Annotated in this window: 17 protein-coding genes; 7 read left to right on the top strand and 10 right to left on the bottom strand. The window is 43.7% G+C overall.

What is annotated here, in order from left to right; all coding sequences use genetic code 11:
* Positions 1-101: 101 nt before the first annotated feature.
* Positions 102-1,736 carry a DUF2813 domain-containing protein gene (locus GXP65_RS00320; RefSeq protein WP_005425003.1) on the top strand — a complete coding sequence of 545 codons (1,635 nt, stop codon included), beginning with the start codon at positions 102-104 and terminating at the stop codon, positions 1,734-1,736.
* A 140-nt stretch (positions 1,737-1,876) separates the two neighbouring features.
* Here GXP65_RS00320 and GXP65_RS00315 read toward each other — a convergent pair whose 3' ends face one another.
* Complete coding sequence (locus tag GXP65_RS00315) at positions 1,877-2,356, bottom strand: DUF1097 domain-containing protein (protein ID WP_005530845.1); 480 nt, start codon at positions 2,354-2,356, stop codon at positions 1,877-1,879.
* A gap of 297 nt (positions 2,357-2,653) precedes the next feature.
* Positions 2,654-3,559 carry a LysR substrate-binding domain-containing protein gene (locus GXP65_RS00310; protein WP_005425005.1) on the bottom strand — a complete coding sequence of 302 codons (906 nt, stop codon included), beginning with the start codon at positions 3,557-3,559 and terminating at the stop codon, positions 2,654-2,656.
* 286 nt (positions 3,560-3,845) lie between these two features.
* Between GXP65_RS00310 and focA the strand changes: the two genes are divergently transcribed.
* Complete coding sequence (gene focA / locus GXP65_RS00305; RefSeq protein ID WP_162091690.1) at positions 3,846-5,297, top strand: formate transporter FocA; 1,452 nt, start codon at positions 3,846-3,848, stop codon at positions 5,295-5,297.
* Positions 5,298-5,422: 125 nt separating this feature from the next.
* Here focA and GXP65_RS00300 read toward each other — a convergent pair whose 3' ends face one another.
* The 3 genes from GXP65_RS00300 to GXP65_RS00290 all read right to left on the bottom strand — a co-directional run bounded on the left by GXP65_RS00300 (position 5,423) and on the right by GXP65_RS00290 (position 6,945).
* Positions 5,423-5,992 (bottom strand): YceI family protein, encoded by a 570-nt coding sequence (locus GXP65_RS00300; protein ID WP_038889246.1) that lies wholly within the window; start codon positions 5,990-5,992, stop codon positions 5,423-5,425.
* A complete protein-coding gene (locus tag GXP65_RS00295) occupies positions 5,989-6,528 on the bottom strand; it encodes a cytochrome b (RefSeq protein WP_038889248.1) in 540 nt (179 codons plus the stop codon). The genes GXP65_RS00300 and GXP65_RS00295 overlap by 4 nt, the downstream gene beginning before the upstream one ends.
* A 174-nt stretch (positions 6,529-6,702) precedes the next feature.
* Positions 6,703-6,945, bottom strand: a complete 243-nt coding sequence (locus GXP65_RS00290; RefSeq protein ID WP_045376563.1) for a DUF2164 domain-containing protein — start codon at positions 6,943-6,945, stop codon at positions 6,703-6,705.
* A 130-nt stretch (positions 6,946-7,075) separates the two neighbouring features.
* On the opposite strand from GXP65_RS00290, the gene GXP65_RS00285 reads away from it, so the two are divergent.
* Both GXP65_RS00285 and GXP65_RS00280 read left to right on the top strand, forming a co-directional pair.
* Positions 7,076-7,708, top strand: coding sequence for a hypothetical protein (locus GXP65_RS00285; protein WP_050918831.1), 633 nt, complete (start codon positions 7,076-7,078; stop codon positions 7,706-7,708).
* Positions 7,709-7,904: 196 nt separating this feature from the next.
* Positions 7,905-8,693, top strand: a complete 789-nt coding sequence (locus GXP65_RS00280; protein ID WP_038889250.1) for an EAL domain-containing protein — start codon at positions 7,905-7,907, stop codon at positions 8,691-8,693.
* Positions 8,694-8,722: 29 nt separating this feature from the next.
* On the opposite strand, the gene GXP65_RS00275 is transcribed toward GXP65_RS00280, so the two are convergent.
* Positions 8,723-9,976: a DEAD/DEAH box helicase gene (locus GXP65_RS00275; RefSeq protein ID WP_045376560.1), complete on the bottom strand. Its 1,254-nt coding sequence runs from the start codon at positions 9,974-9,976 to the stop codon at positions 8,723-8,725.
* A 107-nt stretch (positions 9,977-10,083) separates the two neighbouring features.
* Positions 10,084-10,680 carry an ACP phosphodiesterase gene (locus GXP65_RS00270; protein WP_162091689.1) on the bottom strand — a complete coding sequence of 199 codons (597 nt, stop codon included), beginning with the start codon at positions 10,678-10,680 and terminating at the stop codon, positions 10,084-10,086.
* Positions 10,681-11,288: 608 nt separating this feature from the next.
* Here GXP65_RS00270 and GXP65_RS00265 point away from each other — a divergent pair.
* Positions 11,289-12,719 (top strand): methyl-accepting chemotaxis protein, encoded by a 1,431-nt coding sequence (locus GXP65_RS00265; RefSeq protein ID WP_162091688.1) that lies wholly within the window; start codon positions 11,289-11,291, stop codon positions 12,717-12,719.
* Positions 12,720-13,233: 514 nt separating this feature from the next.
* Here the strand turns inward: GXP65_RS00265 and GXP65_RS00260 are convergent.
* The 3 genes from GXP65_RS00260 to GXP65_RS00250 all read right to left on the bottom strand — a co-directional run bounded on the left by GXP65_RS00260 (position 13,234) and on the right by GXP65_RS00250 (position 16,479).
* Complete coding sequence (locus GXP65_RS00260) at positions 13,234-13,902, bottom strand: HAD-IA family hydrolase (protein ID WP_045376554.1); 669 nt, start codon at positions 13,900-13,902, stop codon at positions 13,234-13,236.
* A gap of 243 nt (positions 13,903-14,145) precedes the next feature.
* Complete coding sequence (locus tag GXP65_RS00255; protein ID WP_162091687.1) at positions 14,146-15,900, bottom strand: HD domain-containing phosphohydrolase; 1,755 nt, start codon at positions 15,898-15,900, stop codon at positions 14,146-14,148.
* 69 nt (positions 15,901-15,969) lie between these two features.
* On the bottom strand, positions 15,970-16,479 hold the full coding sequence (locus GXP65_RS00250; protein ID WP_005431602.1) for a hypothetical protein: 510 nt from the start codon (positions 16,477-16,479) through the stop codon (positions 15,970-15,972).
* Between the two features lie 213 nt (positions 16,480-16,692).
* Here GXP65_RS00250 and GXP65_RS00245 point away from each other — a divergent pair, with 213 nt between their 5' ends.
* A complete protein-coding gene (locus GXP65_RS00245; RefSeq protein ID WP_005431604.1) occupies positions 16,693-17,166 on the top strand; it encodes a CreA family protein in 474 nt (157 codons plus the stop codon).
* A gap of 130 nt (positions 17,167-17,296) precedes the next feature.
* On the top strand, positions 17,297-18,601 hold the full coding sequence (locus tag GXP65_RS00240; RefSeq protein ID WP_038889254.1) for an inosine/guanosine kinase: 1,305 nt from the start codon (positions 17,297-17,299) through the stop codon (positions 18,599-18,601).
* Positions 18,602-18,798 lie beyond the last annotated feature (197 nt).

The raw sequence follows: 18,798 nt of genomic DNA, 5'->3' as shown, positions 1-18,798 counted from the left end.
AATTTTGTGAACTGAGCTTAACTTGACATGATCAATTTCATATATGCTTATGAGGAGCAAAAGAACTCTCGATAATTCAAATAATTGCAAGGAGGAGTGAGATGAGACTAGAACGCATCGAAATCTCTGGGTTTAGAGGCATCAAACGCCTTTCACTCTCTTTTGACGAACTGACAACTTTGATCGGTGAGAATACATGGGGTAAGTCTTCCCTACTCGACGCTTTGTCTCTCGCCCTGCCCGCTGACGGTTCTCTTTATCAGTTCCAAATGACGGACTTTCACGTCGACTACGCAATTTCACACCCACAAACCCAGCACCTTCAAATCGTACTTTGCTTCAAAGCGCAGGATAAGCAAGAAGTAAACGCTGGTCGCTACAGACGAATTAAACCAACGTGGTGTGTTAACGAAAATAATGAGCATGTGATTTATTACCGTTTAAGCGCAAGCAGAGACGGGCATAACATCACCACCAAATACGCATTCTTGGACTCCGATGGTGAAGCCAAACAGCTGCACCATTCTGAAAAACTCGCAATAGAGTTGATGACACTGCATCCCGTGATCCGATTGCGTGACTCTCGCCGTTTCCCTGAGCCAAATCACATCAATGGTGACAACAAGAACGCTCGCATCGAGAAGCGCATCAATAACACCTGCCGCCGCCTATTTGCCATGCCTGGTCATGTTAACAAAGGTGAAGTGCGCAGCAGCCTTGATTCAATGCACACTCTGGTCGAGCACTACTTTGCATTCCGAAGTGTGAAAAAAGGTCACCCGAGAAAACCGCGAGATGGCTTGTTCTACGCCAGTCCGTCAGCAGAAAAAGGATTGTCGCAGTTTTTAAGGGAAACAAACAACAAACAAACCCGACTGCTACTCATGGGGTTGTTGAACGCGTACCTACAAGCAAAAGGTCCTACAGATTTAAGACGTTGCGCTCGCCCCATCTTGATCATTGAAGATCCAGAGGGTCGTTTGCACCCGACTCACTTATCTCGCGCTTGGAGTTTGTTGCAGTTACTGCCAATGCAGAAGATCCTCACCACAAACAGTGCGCGTTTACTTGGCTCCGTACCTTTGGCATCAATTCGTCGTTTGGTTCGCTTGTCGGATCGAACCATCGCAAAATCGCTCAATACTAATCGCTTTAGTGTCGACCAATTACGACGTATTGGTTTCCATATTCGCTTTCATCGCGCTGGCGCCCTATTTGCTCGTTGCTGGTTATTGGTCGAAGGAGAAACGGAAGTCTGGCTATTTAACGAGTTAGCACGCCAATGCGGTTACGATCTCGCAGCGGAAGGGGTTCAAATCGTTGAATTTGCCCAATCGGGTCTGAAGTCATTAGTTAAAGTGGCGCAAGAGTTTGGTATCGACTGGCATGTGGTGACTGACGGCGACCCGGCTGGTAAAAAATACGCGCACACAGTGAGAGCCCATTTAAATAACGACCAAGAGCGTCATCGCCTTACCGAGCTGCCCGATAGAGATATAGAACACTTCCTCTATAACAATGGCTTTGAAATTTTCTTTAAGGACATCATCAAAGTTCCTCATGATCATCCAATCCCAGCTAAGAAAGTCGTAAACCGCGTTTTGAAAAAACAAGCAAAACCGGATCTCGCACTCGCAATTGTTGCCCATTGTGAAGAACGTGGCGTCGATTGCATCCCCGTGCTTTTGCGCTGGACGCTAAAACGCGTGGTAACTATGGCAAACGGGAATACGTAAAGAGCGATACCCAAAAATAGACAGACAAAAAAAAGCACACCAATTAGGTGTGCTTGTATCAAGAATCAGTAATTTTGATTAACTGTATTGACCGGGATAAGTCTCAATACACAGCGGATACAAATAAGATCGGGGGTTCACTACTGTACTTGCTCTGCGAGCGAAGAAGTAGCGGCTGATTTCGCATGCAACCAAAGACCTGTTGCTTTCATTAGGTAACCAAACACGCCACCTAAAATCAGCGATGGCACCACAAGTTGCCAATTGCCGTCTGCAGCAAAAGTCGCGCATGAGCCAATGAAAGTACCAGGGATGTACGCTAACCAAGCTTGTTTCGCTTGAATACACATGAAGAACGCTACGATAGCTGTAATTACATATCCGATGATCTCCATACCTACGTAAGTCGAGCCATAGATGATAACCATCGCCCAGAAAACACCTGTCATATTGGTAATCAAGCTTTCTGCTAGCCCTTTCAAGCCACTTGTCGGGGACGCAAAGTAACTCGTACAGCCAAGAAAGCCTGCCCAAGATAACAGGCCAAGGGAGATAGCGATCCAGCCCCATACGCCAGAGAGAATGCCAGTTGTAATTGAAATAGCTAAAAGTGTGGTCATGGTATTCTTACCCGCTTCGTTAGTTTCGCACCATTTGGTTTGAAAACTGCCTTCATACATTGAAATCAGGCAGTCAATACTAGGCATATCCCCCACGAACTTCGGTGATCGAGATCTCATTAACTCCCTATTGCGTTGCATGTTTTACACATAAAATTTGACGCAACCGATAAATCAACAGATTTCGAAAATAACAAAATCACAATCAATTGGGCAAAATGAGCAATGAATGACAAAAAAGGCCCTGCGAGATGCAGAGCCTTTTCTAAAATAACAGCCAGTTATTACGTATATCGCTTAAAGCACAGAAGGTTTGCCTTTCATCATGCGTAGCCCTTCACGCTTGATACAGTCAACTAACGGGTTTTCCGCCATATCTGCTCGCCAGATAAACGATAAAGTTCGATCCATCTTGAGATCAGGTACATTTAACGCCACCAAATCCCCTGCTTCAATGTAACGTTCTACATCGAGATAAGGCAGACACGTCAAATACTGCCCGTTTGATACTAAACTTCTTAATACTGGAACGTGTTCGTATTCACGCCACACGTCTAAATCTTCAATAAGATGGTGAATAGAGCTATCAAAAATCTTGCGGGTACCTGAACCGTGTTCTCGCAATACCCATTTTGCTTGTTCAAGTTGAGCTAAGCTCACCGATGAGTTACGCGCAAATGGATGATGCGACGCTGCGACTACAGTAAGGTGGTCTCGGCACCAAATTTCTTGGTGTAAACGGTTATCGTCGCAGCGACCTTCAATGACGCCCAGATCATAGCGGTAATCCAAAACGCCATCGATGACGGCCTGAGTACTCTGTACGCCGAGAGAGATACGCATCTCTGGAAAATCATTATCAATGATACTGATAAGGTCAGGAACTAGGTGCTCTGCTGGAGTTTGACTTGCGCCTAATCGAATGTGTCCACTCAACAAATGTTGCTCGTAAAAACCCATTTCAATTTGAAGCGCGTCTTGCAGTAAACGCTTTGCTTTTGGTCTTAACCACATCCCCCAATGCGTTAAAGCCATTTGCTTGCCTTGCCTTTCAAATAAAGGTCTGCCAAGCATTTTTTCTAACTGAGCAAGCGACATGCTCGTCGCCGATTGTGTCAGAGCCAGTTTATCCGCGGCCTGGCTTACACTGCCGGTGTCTGCAACTGCGTCAAATACCGCTAATTGCTTAAGTGAGTAGCGCAAAGTTTCCTCCCTAATTGGCGAGTATTCCCCATACTCTCGCAACCCCAAAATACATGCGCTGATACGCAATGAGGTTCATTTTACCTGCCTTTAAAAACTTATCAAATTATTTGATGAGGATTCTAAATATTATCAATTTTACCTGTAGCTCTGACCTGCTTAATCTGGATATGCGGTTCGGGAACACCGCAACAAAAAACAATAACACCTTCATTTTCGAGTACAGACAACGTCTCGATTTCACTAACCAAGGAGTTCATATGGAACCACAGACTAAGGAGTCATTATGGCGGTGACCAGCTCTCAAAATAACCAGTATTTCTCTCCAAAAGAAATGATGGCTGAAGCTGAGAAGTTTGCACTTAGTAAAGCAAACAAAACCAGCGGCATGACACTGGGTTTGGCAATTATGGCAGGCGCATTCATTGGTTTAGCATTCTTGTTTTATATCACAGTGACAACAGGTAGTGCGGATGCAGGTTGGGGCCTTAGCCGTCTTGCAGGTGGTTTAGCATTCAGTATGGGTTTGATACTCATCGTTATTTGCGGTGGTGAGTTGTTTACCAGCTCAGTGCTTTCGAGCATCTCATGGGCAAACAAACAAATCTCATTCGGCAAAATGCTGTCAATTTGGGGCAAGGTTTATGTGGGTAACTTCATCGGTGCAATGTTCCTACTTGCATTGGTAAGCGCTGCAGGCTTGTACCAAATGGATGCGGGTCAATGGGGCTTAAACGCACTAAACATCGCACAACACAAGTTACACCACACATTGGTACAAGCTTTTGCGTTGGGCATTTTATGTAACCTGTTGGTTTGTCTTGCTATTTGGCTGACATTCAGCTCTGCAAACGCAATGACAAAAGCGGCAATGACCATCATGCCAGTCGCAATGTTCGTAAGCAGTGGCTTTGAACACTGTGTAGCAAACATGTTTATGGTGCCGCTAGGTATCGTTATCGCAAACTTCGCACCGGAATCTTTCTGGACAGCGGTTGGCGTACCGGCTTCTCAATATGCAGATTTGAATGTCGGTCACTTTATTACTGCAAACCTAATTCCAGTAACCCTAGGCAACATCGTTGGTGGCGCCGTATTAGTTGGCTTAGCTAACTGGTGTATCTACCGTCGACCAGAACTTAAAGCAGCAAAAGTTGCATCAATTACAAACACTACAACACTCACGTCAGTTAAGGAACGCACTATGAAAAACGCATCGATTGTAAAAGAGATCATGAACCCGAGCCCAGTTACTCTGAGCGTAGAAATGCCAGTATCAACTGCACTAGATACCCTATTGGACAACAATCTAATCAGTGCACCTGTTGTTGACATCGAAAACCGTTTGGTTGGTTTCTTCTCTGCTCACGACGTAATGGTAGAGCTTTGGTGTCAGGATTACATCCCAGCTCAAGAGCAGAAGGTTGTCGATTTGATGAGCCGTGACGTAGTAGCCATTGATGCAAATGACCGCTTAGTCGACGTTGTTGAGTTTCTATGTATCGATAAAGAACAACTTTACCCAACAACAAGCATGGGCATGGCAACACGCTTTACTTCTCTTTCTTTAGAAGAGCGTGCTAAGAGCATCAAAGTAAGCAAGCCTCAAGTGCTTCCTGTATTAGAAAATGGTTTGATGGTTGGCGTGGTGACACGTAACGAAGTACTTAAAGCACTACGTCCAGTTTATGGCGAGCGTCTAAACCTAGTTGAAGAAAACGTTCTAGAAACCGCATAAAACTATCACAACGAATAACTAGTAACTAGCAAGACAAGTTGGCACCAATAAAAAAGCGCTCTTATTTAAGAGCGCTTTCTGCATTTATGTCGTTGAGAACGAGGTATATGGTGAAGAACGAGAAGTTACTTCTTAACACCTTCGATGTGCAGTTCCATATCAACATAGCTTGAAGAACCCATTACTGGAATTTCAAAATCAGCAAGCTCAAGACGAGTTTGACCGATGAAACCTGCACGCTCACCACCCCATGGGTCGTTACCTGCACCAACAAATTCCGCTTCGATTGTGATTGGTTTTGTTACACCGTGAAGAGTCAGATCACCCGTTACGTCTAGCTTACCGTTGCCTTTGTCTACAACTTTTGTGCTCTTGAACGTCGCTTCACTGTATTTGCCTGCGTCGATGAAGTCGCCGCTACGGATGTGCTTGTCGCGTTCAGCATGGTTTGAATCCAGGCTTGTCGTATCAACCACTACGTTTACTTTAGAGTCAGCGATGTTTTTTTCATCAAAAGAAAAGTCACCAGAAAATGTATTAAAACGACCTTTGATGAAGCTGTAACCTAGGTGGCTAACTTTGAAGTTGATTGATGCGTGAGCACCTTTGGTATCGATAACATAATCTGCAGCGTTAGCACCAAACGGTAGTGCCATAGCGATTGCTAATCCTGTAGCGAAAAGTGACTTTTTCATTTTGAAGCTCCTAACATTTTTCTTAATGTGTTGTCTTTATCGATAAAGTGATGTTTTAGTGCAGCAACAGCGTGTAAACCTGCCATTAGGATTACAGCCCAAGCTGCGTAGAAGTGAATTTCACCTGCAATATCCGACTGGCTCGGGAATAGCTCCCCTGCGCCGGGTACCGTGAACCAATTAAATACTTCGATTCCACGGCCATCAGATGTTGAGATGAGGTAACCTGAAATAAAGATAGTGATGAGTAATAGATACATCACACCATGCGCGGCTTTCGCGGCAACGACTTCATAAGGTTTCCCTTCCACTTTTGGTGACGCCGTCACATGTTTCCATACGATGCGTGCCAAAGTGAGGATTGCTAATAAAATGCCCACAGAACGGTGATAATGCGGTGCAGTGCGATACCATTCACTGTAATAGCTAAGATCGACCATCCACAAACCCACAGCAAATAAGCCGATAATGCAAAGCGCCGATAGCCAATGCATAAATCGCGCAGGTAGATTGTAATTCTTTACCAGTGTTTCCATCTCACGTTCCTAGATATATTCCTAAGTTGATGTTGAGCAAGAAACACAACATTAACTTATTTACCTTGTATGAAACAGATTATTTACCATCCTTTACATCCAACCAATAATACCTTTTCAAACAACTTGTTCGAAAAATTAGAAGGAACTTTAAATCACTTTAAAAACGGACAGTTAGAGTTGAACTTCTTGCTCGATCTCATACAGTTCGTCATTCATCTCAAGCATACGTCGTTCAATAACGGATTTTGCGTCCTCAATGCCTTTGTTGTAATAAAAAGGCGCCAGTTTCTCCGTGATGAAATCAATCAAAAACTCACTATCAAATTGACCGATTTCCACTTCTAACTCGTCTTGCATATATTCTTGGATGGCGGCTGCCAACGCTTCTTTTTGTGCTCTTTCTAGTTTGATCATATTTTACCTGCGGAACTCTATTATCAATTTTGATGTTTAGATCAAGAAGTTGCCTATCGAAATTAGTCTATCCTAAAAGGACTATGCTAACCTTTCGCCGTTCAATTTGTTAACCGTTAAGGGATATTCTTTGCTACTCGACTTAGTCATCCAAAGTGTCAATGATTTTCAGGACGATTGCCTCAAACTTTGTGAGAAGCATTATCCTGCGGTGCATAACCAAGGAATGAGCGAACACCATTTAGGAATGGCCTTCGCGAGACGAATGGAACATACGTTTCGTCACTTTGGCCACAGCAGTGTCATCAAACCCATTGAAGTACTTGATTCTCCCGACTTGCCTCACCATTATCGAATCACCTCTGAGATAGGCACAGTTTGGGTATTAAGTCATCATATGGTGAGTGCTGGTAATTCTTGTCGAGAGAACTTGCTCTCTTCCATCATGGAATGGCAAAGCGAATATGGCTATGCCCTACAGCCCAACGACTTGTTGTTTTTAGTCAGTGACCACTGGATCAGTCGCAGCAAAACCAGCCGCGAACTTTTGCACTGGTGGATGGGTGAACTTCCTGAGCCAATCACTGAATACACAGAACAAGGCATTACGCTTTACACAAGCGAGTCACAGCTGACCCGCTCACTTGATACGCGCTTTGGTATTAGTCCTTGCTACATTAAATTTGGCCATCCTTTGCGCCGATCGAACAAGCAGCAACTGGTTCGAAAATACCTTCAACTTTATGCGGTCTTACAGTGGTAGCATCAAATTGCAACGGGTAGATTATCAGCCCGTTCATCGATTTGTTTGATGCTGGTCGATATTTCCATCCAATCAACGCTAACTCTCTTGCCTTAACCCCACTGCCACAATTAGATTCAAACTACTGTAGTAAAACTAGATGCACAACAATCAGTTAAGCATCAGTGAAAGTATCTTGGTCTAGGTTACAACAATAATGATGAGCATCACGCAGCTGCTTGGCTGCATTTCAAAACAATTAGATGGGCAGTATATTGCACACTACAAGCAACTGACGCTGAGGAGTGTGTTTCAACCTATTTATCAGAGAGATCTTTCTATTATCGGCCTTGAAGCTCTGGTTCGTATTAGTAACCAAGACGGACAAATGATAAGACCAGACCAATTTTTCCAATCCAATACCATTCCAGTCAAAGACCAAATTAATGTCGAGCGATTAAGTCGCCTGATCCACATCAGTAATTTTGGCCAATCCAAGTTTAGCAACAAAAAGCTTTTTCTTAATGTCTTACCTAAAGCAGCAGAAATGCTCGCGAAAGACATGTCGTACAGCAACCTATTGAAGCAAGCCATCATCGAAGCAGATCTTCGCCGTGAACAAATCGTGATGGAATTAGTGGAGTTGGATGCGAGTGACGAGAACTTTCTCTATAAAGCGACGAAAGAACTCAGTGATAACGGCTATATGCTTGCCATCGATGATTACGGAGTTGACGCCTCAACGGTTGAACGCGTGAAATGCGTAAGACCAAACATCATCAAAATAGACCGATCATTACTTTTGCGATATGAGAGTGGCGACTTTGCTTGCTTGATGGAAGCATTGTCTTTGGCAAAAGATATTCGCTCAAAAACCGTTATAGAAGGAATTGAAACCGAGCATCAACTTAATTTAATGAAAAAGCTCGGTTTCGATATGTATCAAGGCTATTTACTGGCGATGCCTCAAACGCTTGAAGCCTACCAAGAAGTTAAGACGGCGTAATCAAAGTCATTGATAACCGCCATCACCTTTTATTTTCGGTTTTTACCGCGGTTTTTATGAATAGCGAGTTTCGCTTTCATCTTACGTTTTTCCGAAGAGCGACTCTTACGGCGACCACCACCATTACGCTCTGGCTCAACCTCTTCGATTAAACTCGGTTCGAAACCTTCTAACCATTCTTGCGGTAAACGTTGGTCAAGTAGGTTTTCAATCGCCGTCAATAAGTACTCTTCGTCGCGGCTCATTAAAGAAACTGCCAAGCCTGATTTACCAGCGCGACCTGTACGCCCGATACGATGAACATAATCTTCGGCTTTAAACGGCATATCGAAGTTCACCACTTGCTCTAGCTCTTGAATGTCCAGACCACGAGCAGCCACATCGGTTGCGATTAACGCACGTACTTTACCTGCTTTAAATTCATCGAGCGCACGTTGACGAGCACCTTGAGATTTGTCGCCGTTGATAGAGACCGCTTTGATCCCATCCAGTTTAAGCTCTTTTGCTAGCTCATCACTGCCTTGCTTGGTTTTTGTAAAGACAAGCACTTGTTGCCAGTTACGAGAACCAATTAAGTAAGCCAATAGCTCACGTTTACGCTTTTTATCAACTGGATAAACCATCTGCTTAACAGTTTCTGCCGTAGTGTTGGCTGGCGACACTTCCACTTCGACTGGAGAGTCCATCAGCTTATAAGCTATGGTTTTAATGCGCTTCTCAAACGTTGCTGAGAACAGCATGGTTTGTTTATCTTGAGGTAAACGACGAAGAATGCGTTGCAGATCTGGCCAGAAACCCATGTCTAACATGCGGTCTGCTTCATCAAGTACAAGAATGCCCGTTTTAGCGATGATTACATTGCCGTTAAACAAGTGATCCAGCAAACGACCTGGCGTCGCGATAAGAATATCTGCGCCCTCTTCCAACTTTTTCTTTTGAACGCCAATGCTCGTACCACCATAAACACAAACAATCTTAAGGTCCGTATTTGCTGCGTACTGAGTCAGGTTATCCATAACTTGTTGAGCAAGCTCTCGCGTAGGTACAAGAATGAGTGCTTGTGGTGCGCCGTTACGTTTCTTCTGCTGAACCGATTGGATGATAGGTAAGCCAAATGCGGCAGTTTTGCCAGTACCTGTTTGCGCAGCAGCCAGGAGATCTTTGCCTTCCAATACGTGTGGAATCGACTTTTCTTGAACAGGTGTCGGAGTAACAATATTCATACCGCTTAGGGTATCAACCAACTGTTGTTCAATGCCAAGATCAGCGAAATTAACGGACATGATAAACCTCATAATTTTTGGAGCGCAGAGTTTACCAGAGCGCCTTTGGTCATACTACCTTTAGCAGACAAGGCGCTATGAAATTATTGAGTTATGAATGAACTCACTTAAAAATTCACTAACTGTTGATGGAATTGGCTGGACTGCTCCAGAACATCTTGATAAAGAGTCGAAAACTTCCCTTCCAATTGTTCATATTCGCGATCGAGAACTTCAAATGTCGTAGTGAGGTCGGCCATACGAGGGCTTCTTTGTGACATTCGATGAAGCGCAAGCTCGATGTTCTCCAAGTCTCGATAAGACTGCAGCCACCCTCCACTCCACATTCGACTGTGAAGCAATAAAAATCGTGGTGGTAACTCATCAGAAATTTGGTTATTCACTTGCTGATACGCGTCTCGGACAAACGAATCTAAAGACTGGTGACTAAATGCATGCCAGTGCTTCGCTAAGCAATGGTCCCAAAACATATCCAGTGCAATTGGCGCAAAGCGACGTGACACGCCCGTAAAATGCGGTTTGCACTCTTCAACAATGGAATGGTGATCGGTGATACGATCGACAAAACGGTGGAGTTTTATGCCATTGGAAATATCAGTCTGATACTGCTTGCTTGGATCTCCCTTTACGAAATCTCCAAGCAAGTTTCCCATTAAGTGGCTATTACAGTGATCTGCAATATGCAGGTGGGCTAGAAAGTTCATTAGACGCTGTGAGTGGCCTTTTGGCTCGTCTTACATGAACTTAAGTATAACGTCTGTTGTGACGCGGTGAGAGTACTAATTGTACTTATTCGGCTTCGTCTTCTGAGCCAATGTAGTCCGACAAGATAATACCGATCTCAAGTGCATCAAGCATCTCTAGGCATTCGTCGTTGTGGTATTGGTCGCTCATTGTGACCTCCTTTGTGTTACATCTCCTGAAGCAATCTTGCTTCAATCTTTACTGCCATTTCTTTTCTTCATCGATGACAGCAACTCCTTTTTATAGCCTTTATATGACACATTCATGACAGCGAGAAGTAAAGATTTAGAAAGCTATGACAGAAATCATAAGTAAACGTTTGCGCAACATCTCTCCTAACCTACTGACTTTTAGTCAGATTTGCCGCTAGTTCATATGCAATTCATTGTTAAAATTAATCAATGCAATTGTCATTAATAGATATAACATACCGTTAGATGTGATCACAGTTCTCATAATTTGAAATCAATCAACTACTTGTTACATATTTTGCTGATTACCATCTCATATTTTGTTTCGATAGTTCTCTAACTTAGTTCACCCCTTTTCATCTCAAATGGAGCGATTAATGAGAGAAGTTGAGTTTAGAACGATAGACAAGCTATTTATTAAAATGTCTATCAACGACAAAATCTGGGTCATTTTTCTTCTATTCCTAGTGACTCTGACTTCAGTGGCAGGAAGCCGATATTTCAATGATATTCAGCAGTTTGAAGACCAGTCTATCCTTACTGTAGAAGCCAAACTTGCGGGTATTGTTCAAGCGCAGCCTCAAAGCTTGGCGAACCTAAATGGTGTGGTGAGTACAAGTAACGCCGGTGATGCGACGTTCAACAATGGAACGGTAACGGCTTACGCAAAGCTGAATTCCGGTCAGGCAATCCAACTGACAGAAAACCTTTCACGCCAATTTGAGCAAGCTAAATCTGACGCCCTGACCTCTTTTCTTCTGAGCTTTCTTTGGGTGGTGCCGTTTGCCCTGTTCAATTACTGGGTTGCCACTTTCCTTGGCGGCGCACTTTGGGTGCTTTACACCACCACACAAAAGATTGGTGAAGGAGACTTAACCTCTCGTCTTGGTTTCCATCCGGGGCGAGACGAGTTTGGTACGATTGGCTGTGCGCTCGATAAATCAATGGATACGCTAACTGAATTAGTAAACAGCGTAAAAGACAATGCCAATACAATGAGCGAAACTTCTGCCGCGTTCGAACAAGACATGAAGTTGAGTGAAACTCAAATTGCCCATCAATATCAAACGCTGGATTCTGTCGCCACGGCAATGGAAGAGATGACGGCGTCAGCAAAAGAGGTGTCGAGTATTTCTCAACAAGCGACACTTCAATCAGACCAAGATGCCCAGCAGATTGAAAATAGCCGCGCTCGCGTTCAAAGCGTCATTTCAGAGATTGAAACCCTTTCAAGTTACATCGAACAGGCGTCAACTTCAGTAAACAGTTTGAATGAAAACACGACGCAGATTAATGATGTCATCACGACGATCAACGCCATCTCAGAGCAAACTAATCTGCTCGCATTAAATGCTGCTATTGAAGCCGCTCGTGCTGGGGAGCAAGGCCGTGGGTTTGCCGTAGTTGCAGACGAAGTCCGCACCCTTGCAAGCCGTACCCAGCAAGCGACGGTTGAGATCCAAGCCATGATTGAAAAGCTTCAATCTGAGAGCCGAAACATTGCATCAATTACTGAGCGTACCGTTCAGCAAGCTCAAACCAGTAGTCAATTGATCGATGAAATTGGAGGGGACGTGACTGCTATCGCTGATTCTGCACGATCTTTGATGGACATGAGTATTCAGATCTCGACGTCAGCAGAAGAACAAAGTGCGGTTGCAAATGACATTGCATCTGAGCTGTCAGATATTCGCTCACAATCCAACACCATTCGTGAAGTGGCACAGCAATCGACAGTTGGCGTAACCAATTTAACCCACGCTTCTGTTTCACTTGGCGAAGTATTGAAACGCTACCGAACGGCTTAAATACCGTTTCGCCATCAGGTAAGTAGGTTCAAATCGATACAATCTAAGGGATACCAAATGCAAAGGGCTCCGTTTTTGGAGCCCTTTTTAAGTAGGTGTTTTAACGTTGCCTAGGAAAGCACCATAGAGTTTTCCCGACTTGTAAACAAACGTGTATTTATTTAATCAAGTATTAACTGAGTAGCAAATTAATTTACTTTGAAGTGAATCGAAATAATCTTCGGAATTTGATGAAAGAATGTTCAAAGGATAGGTGTTCAGCTATTCTAGATCTTGCCAATTTAATTTTGCTGCTGGTGAACAATATGAATAATTACAAAACAAAAGACACTGAAGATCTTCAGTGTCCACTCTGCCAATGCGATGAATATATGATTTCATCCGACGGTGAGAAATTCACATGCGCCTCTTGCGGGTTCCACACGAAAAACTTCTCTTCCATCCAATGTTTACACCAAACTCCGTTTCTACAAGCCAAATTCAAACATATCCATAGCTTGAGTAACGTTTGTCATTAAACTGAGCAGCCTAAGAGCTGCTCTTTTAGTTCGTCAAGATGATGAATTCGGATAACGCGCTCGTCTTCCACTCGGTTGATTGGCGCGCCGTTATATAGCTGCACTGTTTTCACACCTGCGTTTAATCCAGCCTCAACGCCCTTTGGGGTGTCATCAATATACAAGCAATCGCTTGGCAGAAAACCCATATTCATCGCGCTATACATGATCAAATCAGGCTCTGGCTTCCAGCTATTCGCGTCGAAAGCAGAAAAGACTTTTCCTTTAAACGCATCTAGCAGCCCTGTTAGCTCAAGCGAGTATTCGATCTTGTCTTTCGGTCCATTAGAAGCCACACAATACTCGATGTTGTGTGAATCCAAGAATTGAATAAGACGCTTTGCGCCATCCATTGGTTTTAGGTGGCGGACAAAGAGTTTCTGTAGCTCCTCACGGTATTGTGGTTCAAGAACATCAATAGACACATTAACGTTCATGAGCGCTTTGGCATCACGCAGGATATCGGCCAACTTGCCACCTTTGAAATGTGCGACGCACTCTTCGAAACTCATCTCTACGCCGTATTGCTCAAACACATTAACCAATGCCTGACAGCACAAGCTTTCGCTGTCGACCAGCGTACCGTCACAATCGAATATGACGCACTTAATATTGTTGATAGCCATACGCCTTTCCCCCGCCAACAAATATCTCAAACCATTCGTTGAACAATTAACGTTGTTCTTATTAACTTATTTATTTGTACTAAATATGTATCAACATAATAGGTAAGTTTTGAAATGTTTAAACGACAGACTTGGCATTTCGTAGAAATGAGAAAAGGGAATTAACGTTTTTCTAAGCAAGATCACCGAATGAAGCCCCATAAGTTAGAAATATGAAACTTCACTCAGCAATGATAGATTGAATTAAATATCGTTATCTGGATACATAAAGCGCACTTCTATAAAGTCATCTAAATTATCCAGTAGTAATTGACTCAGGGCTGGGTCAAAGTGTTTGCCTTGCTCACGCTTGAAAAGTTCAACCACTTCCTCAATTGTCCAAGCACGTTTATAGCAACGCTCACTTAGCAGAGCATCAAACACATCCGCAATCGCCACAATACGTGCAAAGAGATGAATCTCTTCCCCCTTCAATCCATTCGGGTAGCCAGTACCGTCCCAGCGCTCATGGTGTTCATGCGCGACAACCGCAGCCAATTTGGCAATTTCGCCCTCGCGATTGCTCAGCAGTTCATAACCTTTGACGGTATGACGCTTCATGATCTCCCATTCTTCTGCGTTCAACTGACCGTTCTTATCGAGAATGGACTCCGGAACCGAGATTTTGCCCACATCATGCATTGGGCTGATCACTTCTATCATTTCGACTTCTCGGTGACTCAATCCACAAAACTCAGCCAAAGTTGCCGAGAGTCTCGCGACGCGCTTAACGTGCTGACCAGTTTCACCAGAGCGTGACTCTATGGCTTCACCAAGGACGTGAATCATCTCCTTCTGCACATTCAAAGTACGCTTTTGCAAGGTGACGATTTTACGGTTTTTCTGATCGATGACTTTACGTTGTCTAATTGTCATGAACTGGCTAACAATCACCAAAGACAGCAAAACAATCAATGCACACGCGAACAAGAGTAATTTAATGTTCACTTGAATAGCAGGTGGTGGCGAATTTATGATGTGCGCGCTTCTTGGCACGTCGAATCGACTAATGCCGTAATGCTCCAACGCGTTGTAGTCTAATACCGCCTCAGAAATCAGTTCGTCCCCGACCTTAGTCATTGAGAGACCAAGCTTGCTCGCCATTAGCTCTGACGCAGAATATCCATATTGTTCAGAGCGATTAACGAATCCCCCAAGAATGCCGGGCTCATCCAAATACATTTCCCACAACACAAATACCGGTGCGGCACTTTTCTTACCGACCACATGAGCCACTTCTTGGTATGAATGATACGCCCCTTTTTCCAGCTCAGTATTAAAGTGAGTCAGTAATACTGCATCGTTAGGGTCAATATTTTTTAACCGGTTGGACGCATCCGCCAAAGTCTCATCGCGAAGCTCAATTACGTTTATGCGCGGATACTTTTCCATCTCCGCAATGACACGCTTATGAATAAGCTCTGATGTCATACTACGATCAGCTAGGTAATACAGGTTTTTAATACCTGGGCGCAATTGATTAATGAGTTTGATGTTTTCTTCTACGCGGTCCTGCTCGTAGAGAATACTGCCATCTGTACTGAGGCTATCTAACGTGGCTTGTGTATTGTTTATGCCCACAGCAACGAGCGGTGTGGAACGATTTTCATTGGAGAGGTATCGCTTGGCAAACTGCAAGGCCGCATCATCTGAAATGATGACGCCATCAAACGTATAGTCAGCATATTTGAGCTGTAAGTAGTTCGCCATACGCTCAAAGTAACCATCAGAATGCACACGCTTGGCATCCAGATATTCGATGGATAATTTTACTTCATTGTTGGTTTGCTCAAACCCTTCTTCGATCCCGTTTTGAATGTCATTCGTCCATTGGTAGGACGGTTCATACGAGTGAAGTACCAATATTCTTTTGATTTCCCAATCAGATTCATCAGCATTGACTGCGGCCGTCCCTAAGCACATTAATAGAGCCAATAAACGCGTCAAACGCTTAGTCATGTTTTACCCAGCCGAGAAAGGAGTTGTGCTTATATTAAATGTCGAAGCCCAAACGAGCCTCGACTTGAATCAATTTTCTAAGACTATTGTTTCATACAATTTTTGATCGGCGTTCAATTTTTTCGCTAAATCTGAGACAAACTGAGTCTTATCTAAATTTTGAGAAACCACAGTGTCAGAAATAACGGTATTGCCTTCATATTGACTTACAATCGCGGCGCCAACGGCTTCGCCTTCAGCGAAACCAACGTAAAGTTCAAATTCCGGTGAGAGTATGATTTGAGTAAGGTACTCGACAATCATTTCTTGTTCATGCTTATCAGACCAACGTTGCGACTGCAAAATAGAAAACATGACCGTAAGTCGATGAAAATCGACAAGAAAGATATCTTCAGCGGTCAAACGCTGCTCTTTATCTAGTAGTAAAGACTTTTCGACAACTTGGTACGATTGCTCTTCAAGCATTCGTGTGTAGATTGCGCGGCCTTCCAAACTTTCTTTTGTTGGAAACTCAACTTCCACCAAATCATGCAACCACGCGTTTTTTCTTTTAATGCTTTCTAACTGTTGTTCGTTCATTTTCTTACCTTAAGCGCTGCTAATGATGAAACTTACAGCGAGTAAAAGACAGGACTTTGATTAGAAATGTAGTGCTCACCTGTTCTGGAGCGGTACATTAGCATGAAGCCTCTTACAAACCTAGCTAAAGTCCTGAGGTAACGCCAAATTTTGTTTTAACCGTGCACGTCTGATAAATTGAGTTAATAAATTAGCCTATTTAAGGGAAGAAAAATGAAAAAGAGCTTGCTTGCGCTTGGATTGATCACTGTATTAGCTGGCTGTAGCGACAATGAAGTCGGTGACGTGTCGCTTGGTATGTTCACAATGAAAGACATTAAAATCGGTCACCTACAAGATGAAGTAGTGACAGGTGTTACTTGTCACATCGCCTCTATCGAAGCAAACCTGAGCTTGTCCGATCCAAGTGACAGCTCTATCTCTTGTCGCCAAACTGGTGACATTACCCCAGAAATGATTGCAAAAATCGATAAGAGCAAGTCTGGTGAAGTGGTCTTTAAGAAGTCGAAGAGTATCTTCTTCAAAACCATGAAAGTGCGTCGTATCTACGATCCTGAAAACCAAACATTGCTTTACTTGTCTTACACAACGAAAGAGACAGAAGGCAGCTTTAAGCACAGCCTATCAACGGTCCCATTGTACGGAACCAAAGCTTACGTCGAACCGACTGTAACTCCTACAAATTAACCCCAAATCGCTTGTAAAAACATCAGCCCGCTGCATTTTTCAGCGGGCAAATTTCTTTGTAATAAAACGCAACGAATTTCAAAATTTTGTGATACAATCCCGCCTCTTTTTTTCTCACTCAAGAACAAGCATGAAGTTTCCTGGTCAGCGAAAATCTAAACACTACTTTCCAACTCACGCTCGAGATCCATTAGTCAACCAAATCCGACAGGCGCCTAAGCTGTACCGCCCAACGATTGTCGGTGTTGGTCAAACCATCGTTGATATCGAAGCGCGCGTAGACGATGCGTTTTTAGAAAAATACAACCTTAGTAAAGGTCATTCTCTCGTTCTTGAAGAGAGCAAAGCAGACGCATTGTATGAAGAGTTAGTAGAACAAGGCCTGATTACTCACCAATACCCTGGTGATACTATCGGCAACACACTACATAACTACTCTGTTTTGGCTGATAGTAAATCAGTACTCTTAGGCGTAATGTCGAAGAACATCCAAGTGGGTTCTTTCGCATACCGCTACCTATGCCGCACCTCTTCTCGCATGAACCTTAACCACCTGCAAACGGTAGATGGTCCTATTGGTCGTTGCTACACGCTAATTTCTCAAGACGGCGAGCGTACCTTCGCAATTAACGAAGGCCACATGAACAAGCTGTCTCCGGAAAGCATCCCTGAAGAAGTCTTTACTAAAGCATCAGCTCTTGTGGTTTCTTCTTACCTTATGCGTGGTAAAAAAGAAGACCAAATGCCTCAAGCGGTTCAGCGCGCAATCGAATTTGCTAAGAAGCACGAAGTCCCTGTAGTACTGACTCTAGGTACAAAATACGTGATTGAAGGCAATGCAGAATGGTGGCAAGAGTACATTCGCGACAACGTATCTGTCGTTGCAATGAACGAAGAAGAAGGCGCAGCACTAACAGGTGAAACCGACCCTCTTGCGGCTGCAGATAAAGCACTTGAGTGGGTAGACCTTGTACTTTGTACTGCTGGCCCAGATGGTCTATACATGGCGGGTTACACGGAAGAGAAAGTAAAACGTGAAACCACACATGACATTCTTGAAGGCTCTATCGAAGAGTTCAACAAGTTTGAATTTAGCCGTGCAATGCGCAAAGACGACTGTAAAGCACCAATGAAAGTGTACTCTCATATTGGTCCTTACCTTGGTGGCCCTCTTGAAATCAAGAACACCAATGGCGCAGGTGATGCGGCACTGTCTGCACTTCTGCACGATATGGCGGCTAACTCTTTCCACCAGAAAGAAGTACCAGGTTCAGAGAAACACGAAGTACGTTGCCTAACTTACTCTTCTCTATCCCAGATTTGTAAGTACGCAAACCGCGTAAGCTACGAAGTACTAACTCAGCACTCTCCTCGCCTATCTCGCGCACTACCAGAGCGTGAAGACAGCTTAGAAGAGACATACTGGGATCGCTAAGAACTAAGCATTTAGAGCAAAAAACACGCAAAGGTCACCATTAGGTGGCCTTTTTGTTTTGATCTAGCGCAGTATTTAGTGTTTTTTGTTATGATGTAGCACGCTAAGGCGCACGATCTGCTTTACACCTCTTATTTTACCAGTATTATTCTCGCGCAAACGTTTGCGCAACACTAAACAAGCTTTTACTTGTCTAG

Source organism: Vibrio sp. LB10LO1 (assembly GCF_010092875.1).
In the GTDB taxonomy this organism is placed as follows: domain Bacteria; phylum Pseudomonadota; class Gammaproteobacteria; order Enterobacterales; family Vibrionaceae; genus Vibrio; species Vibrio campbellii.
This window is presented reverse-complemented; position numbering and strand designations above follow the sequence as displayed.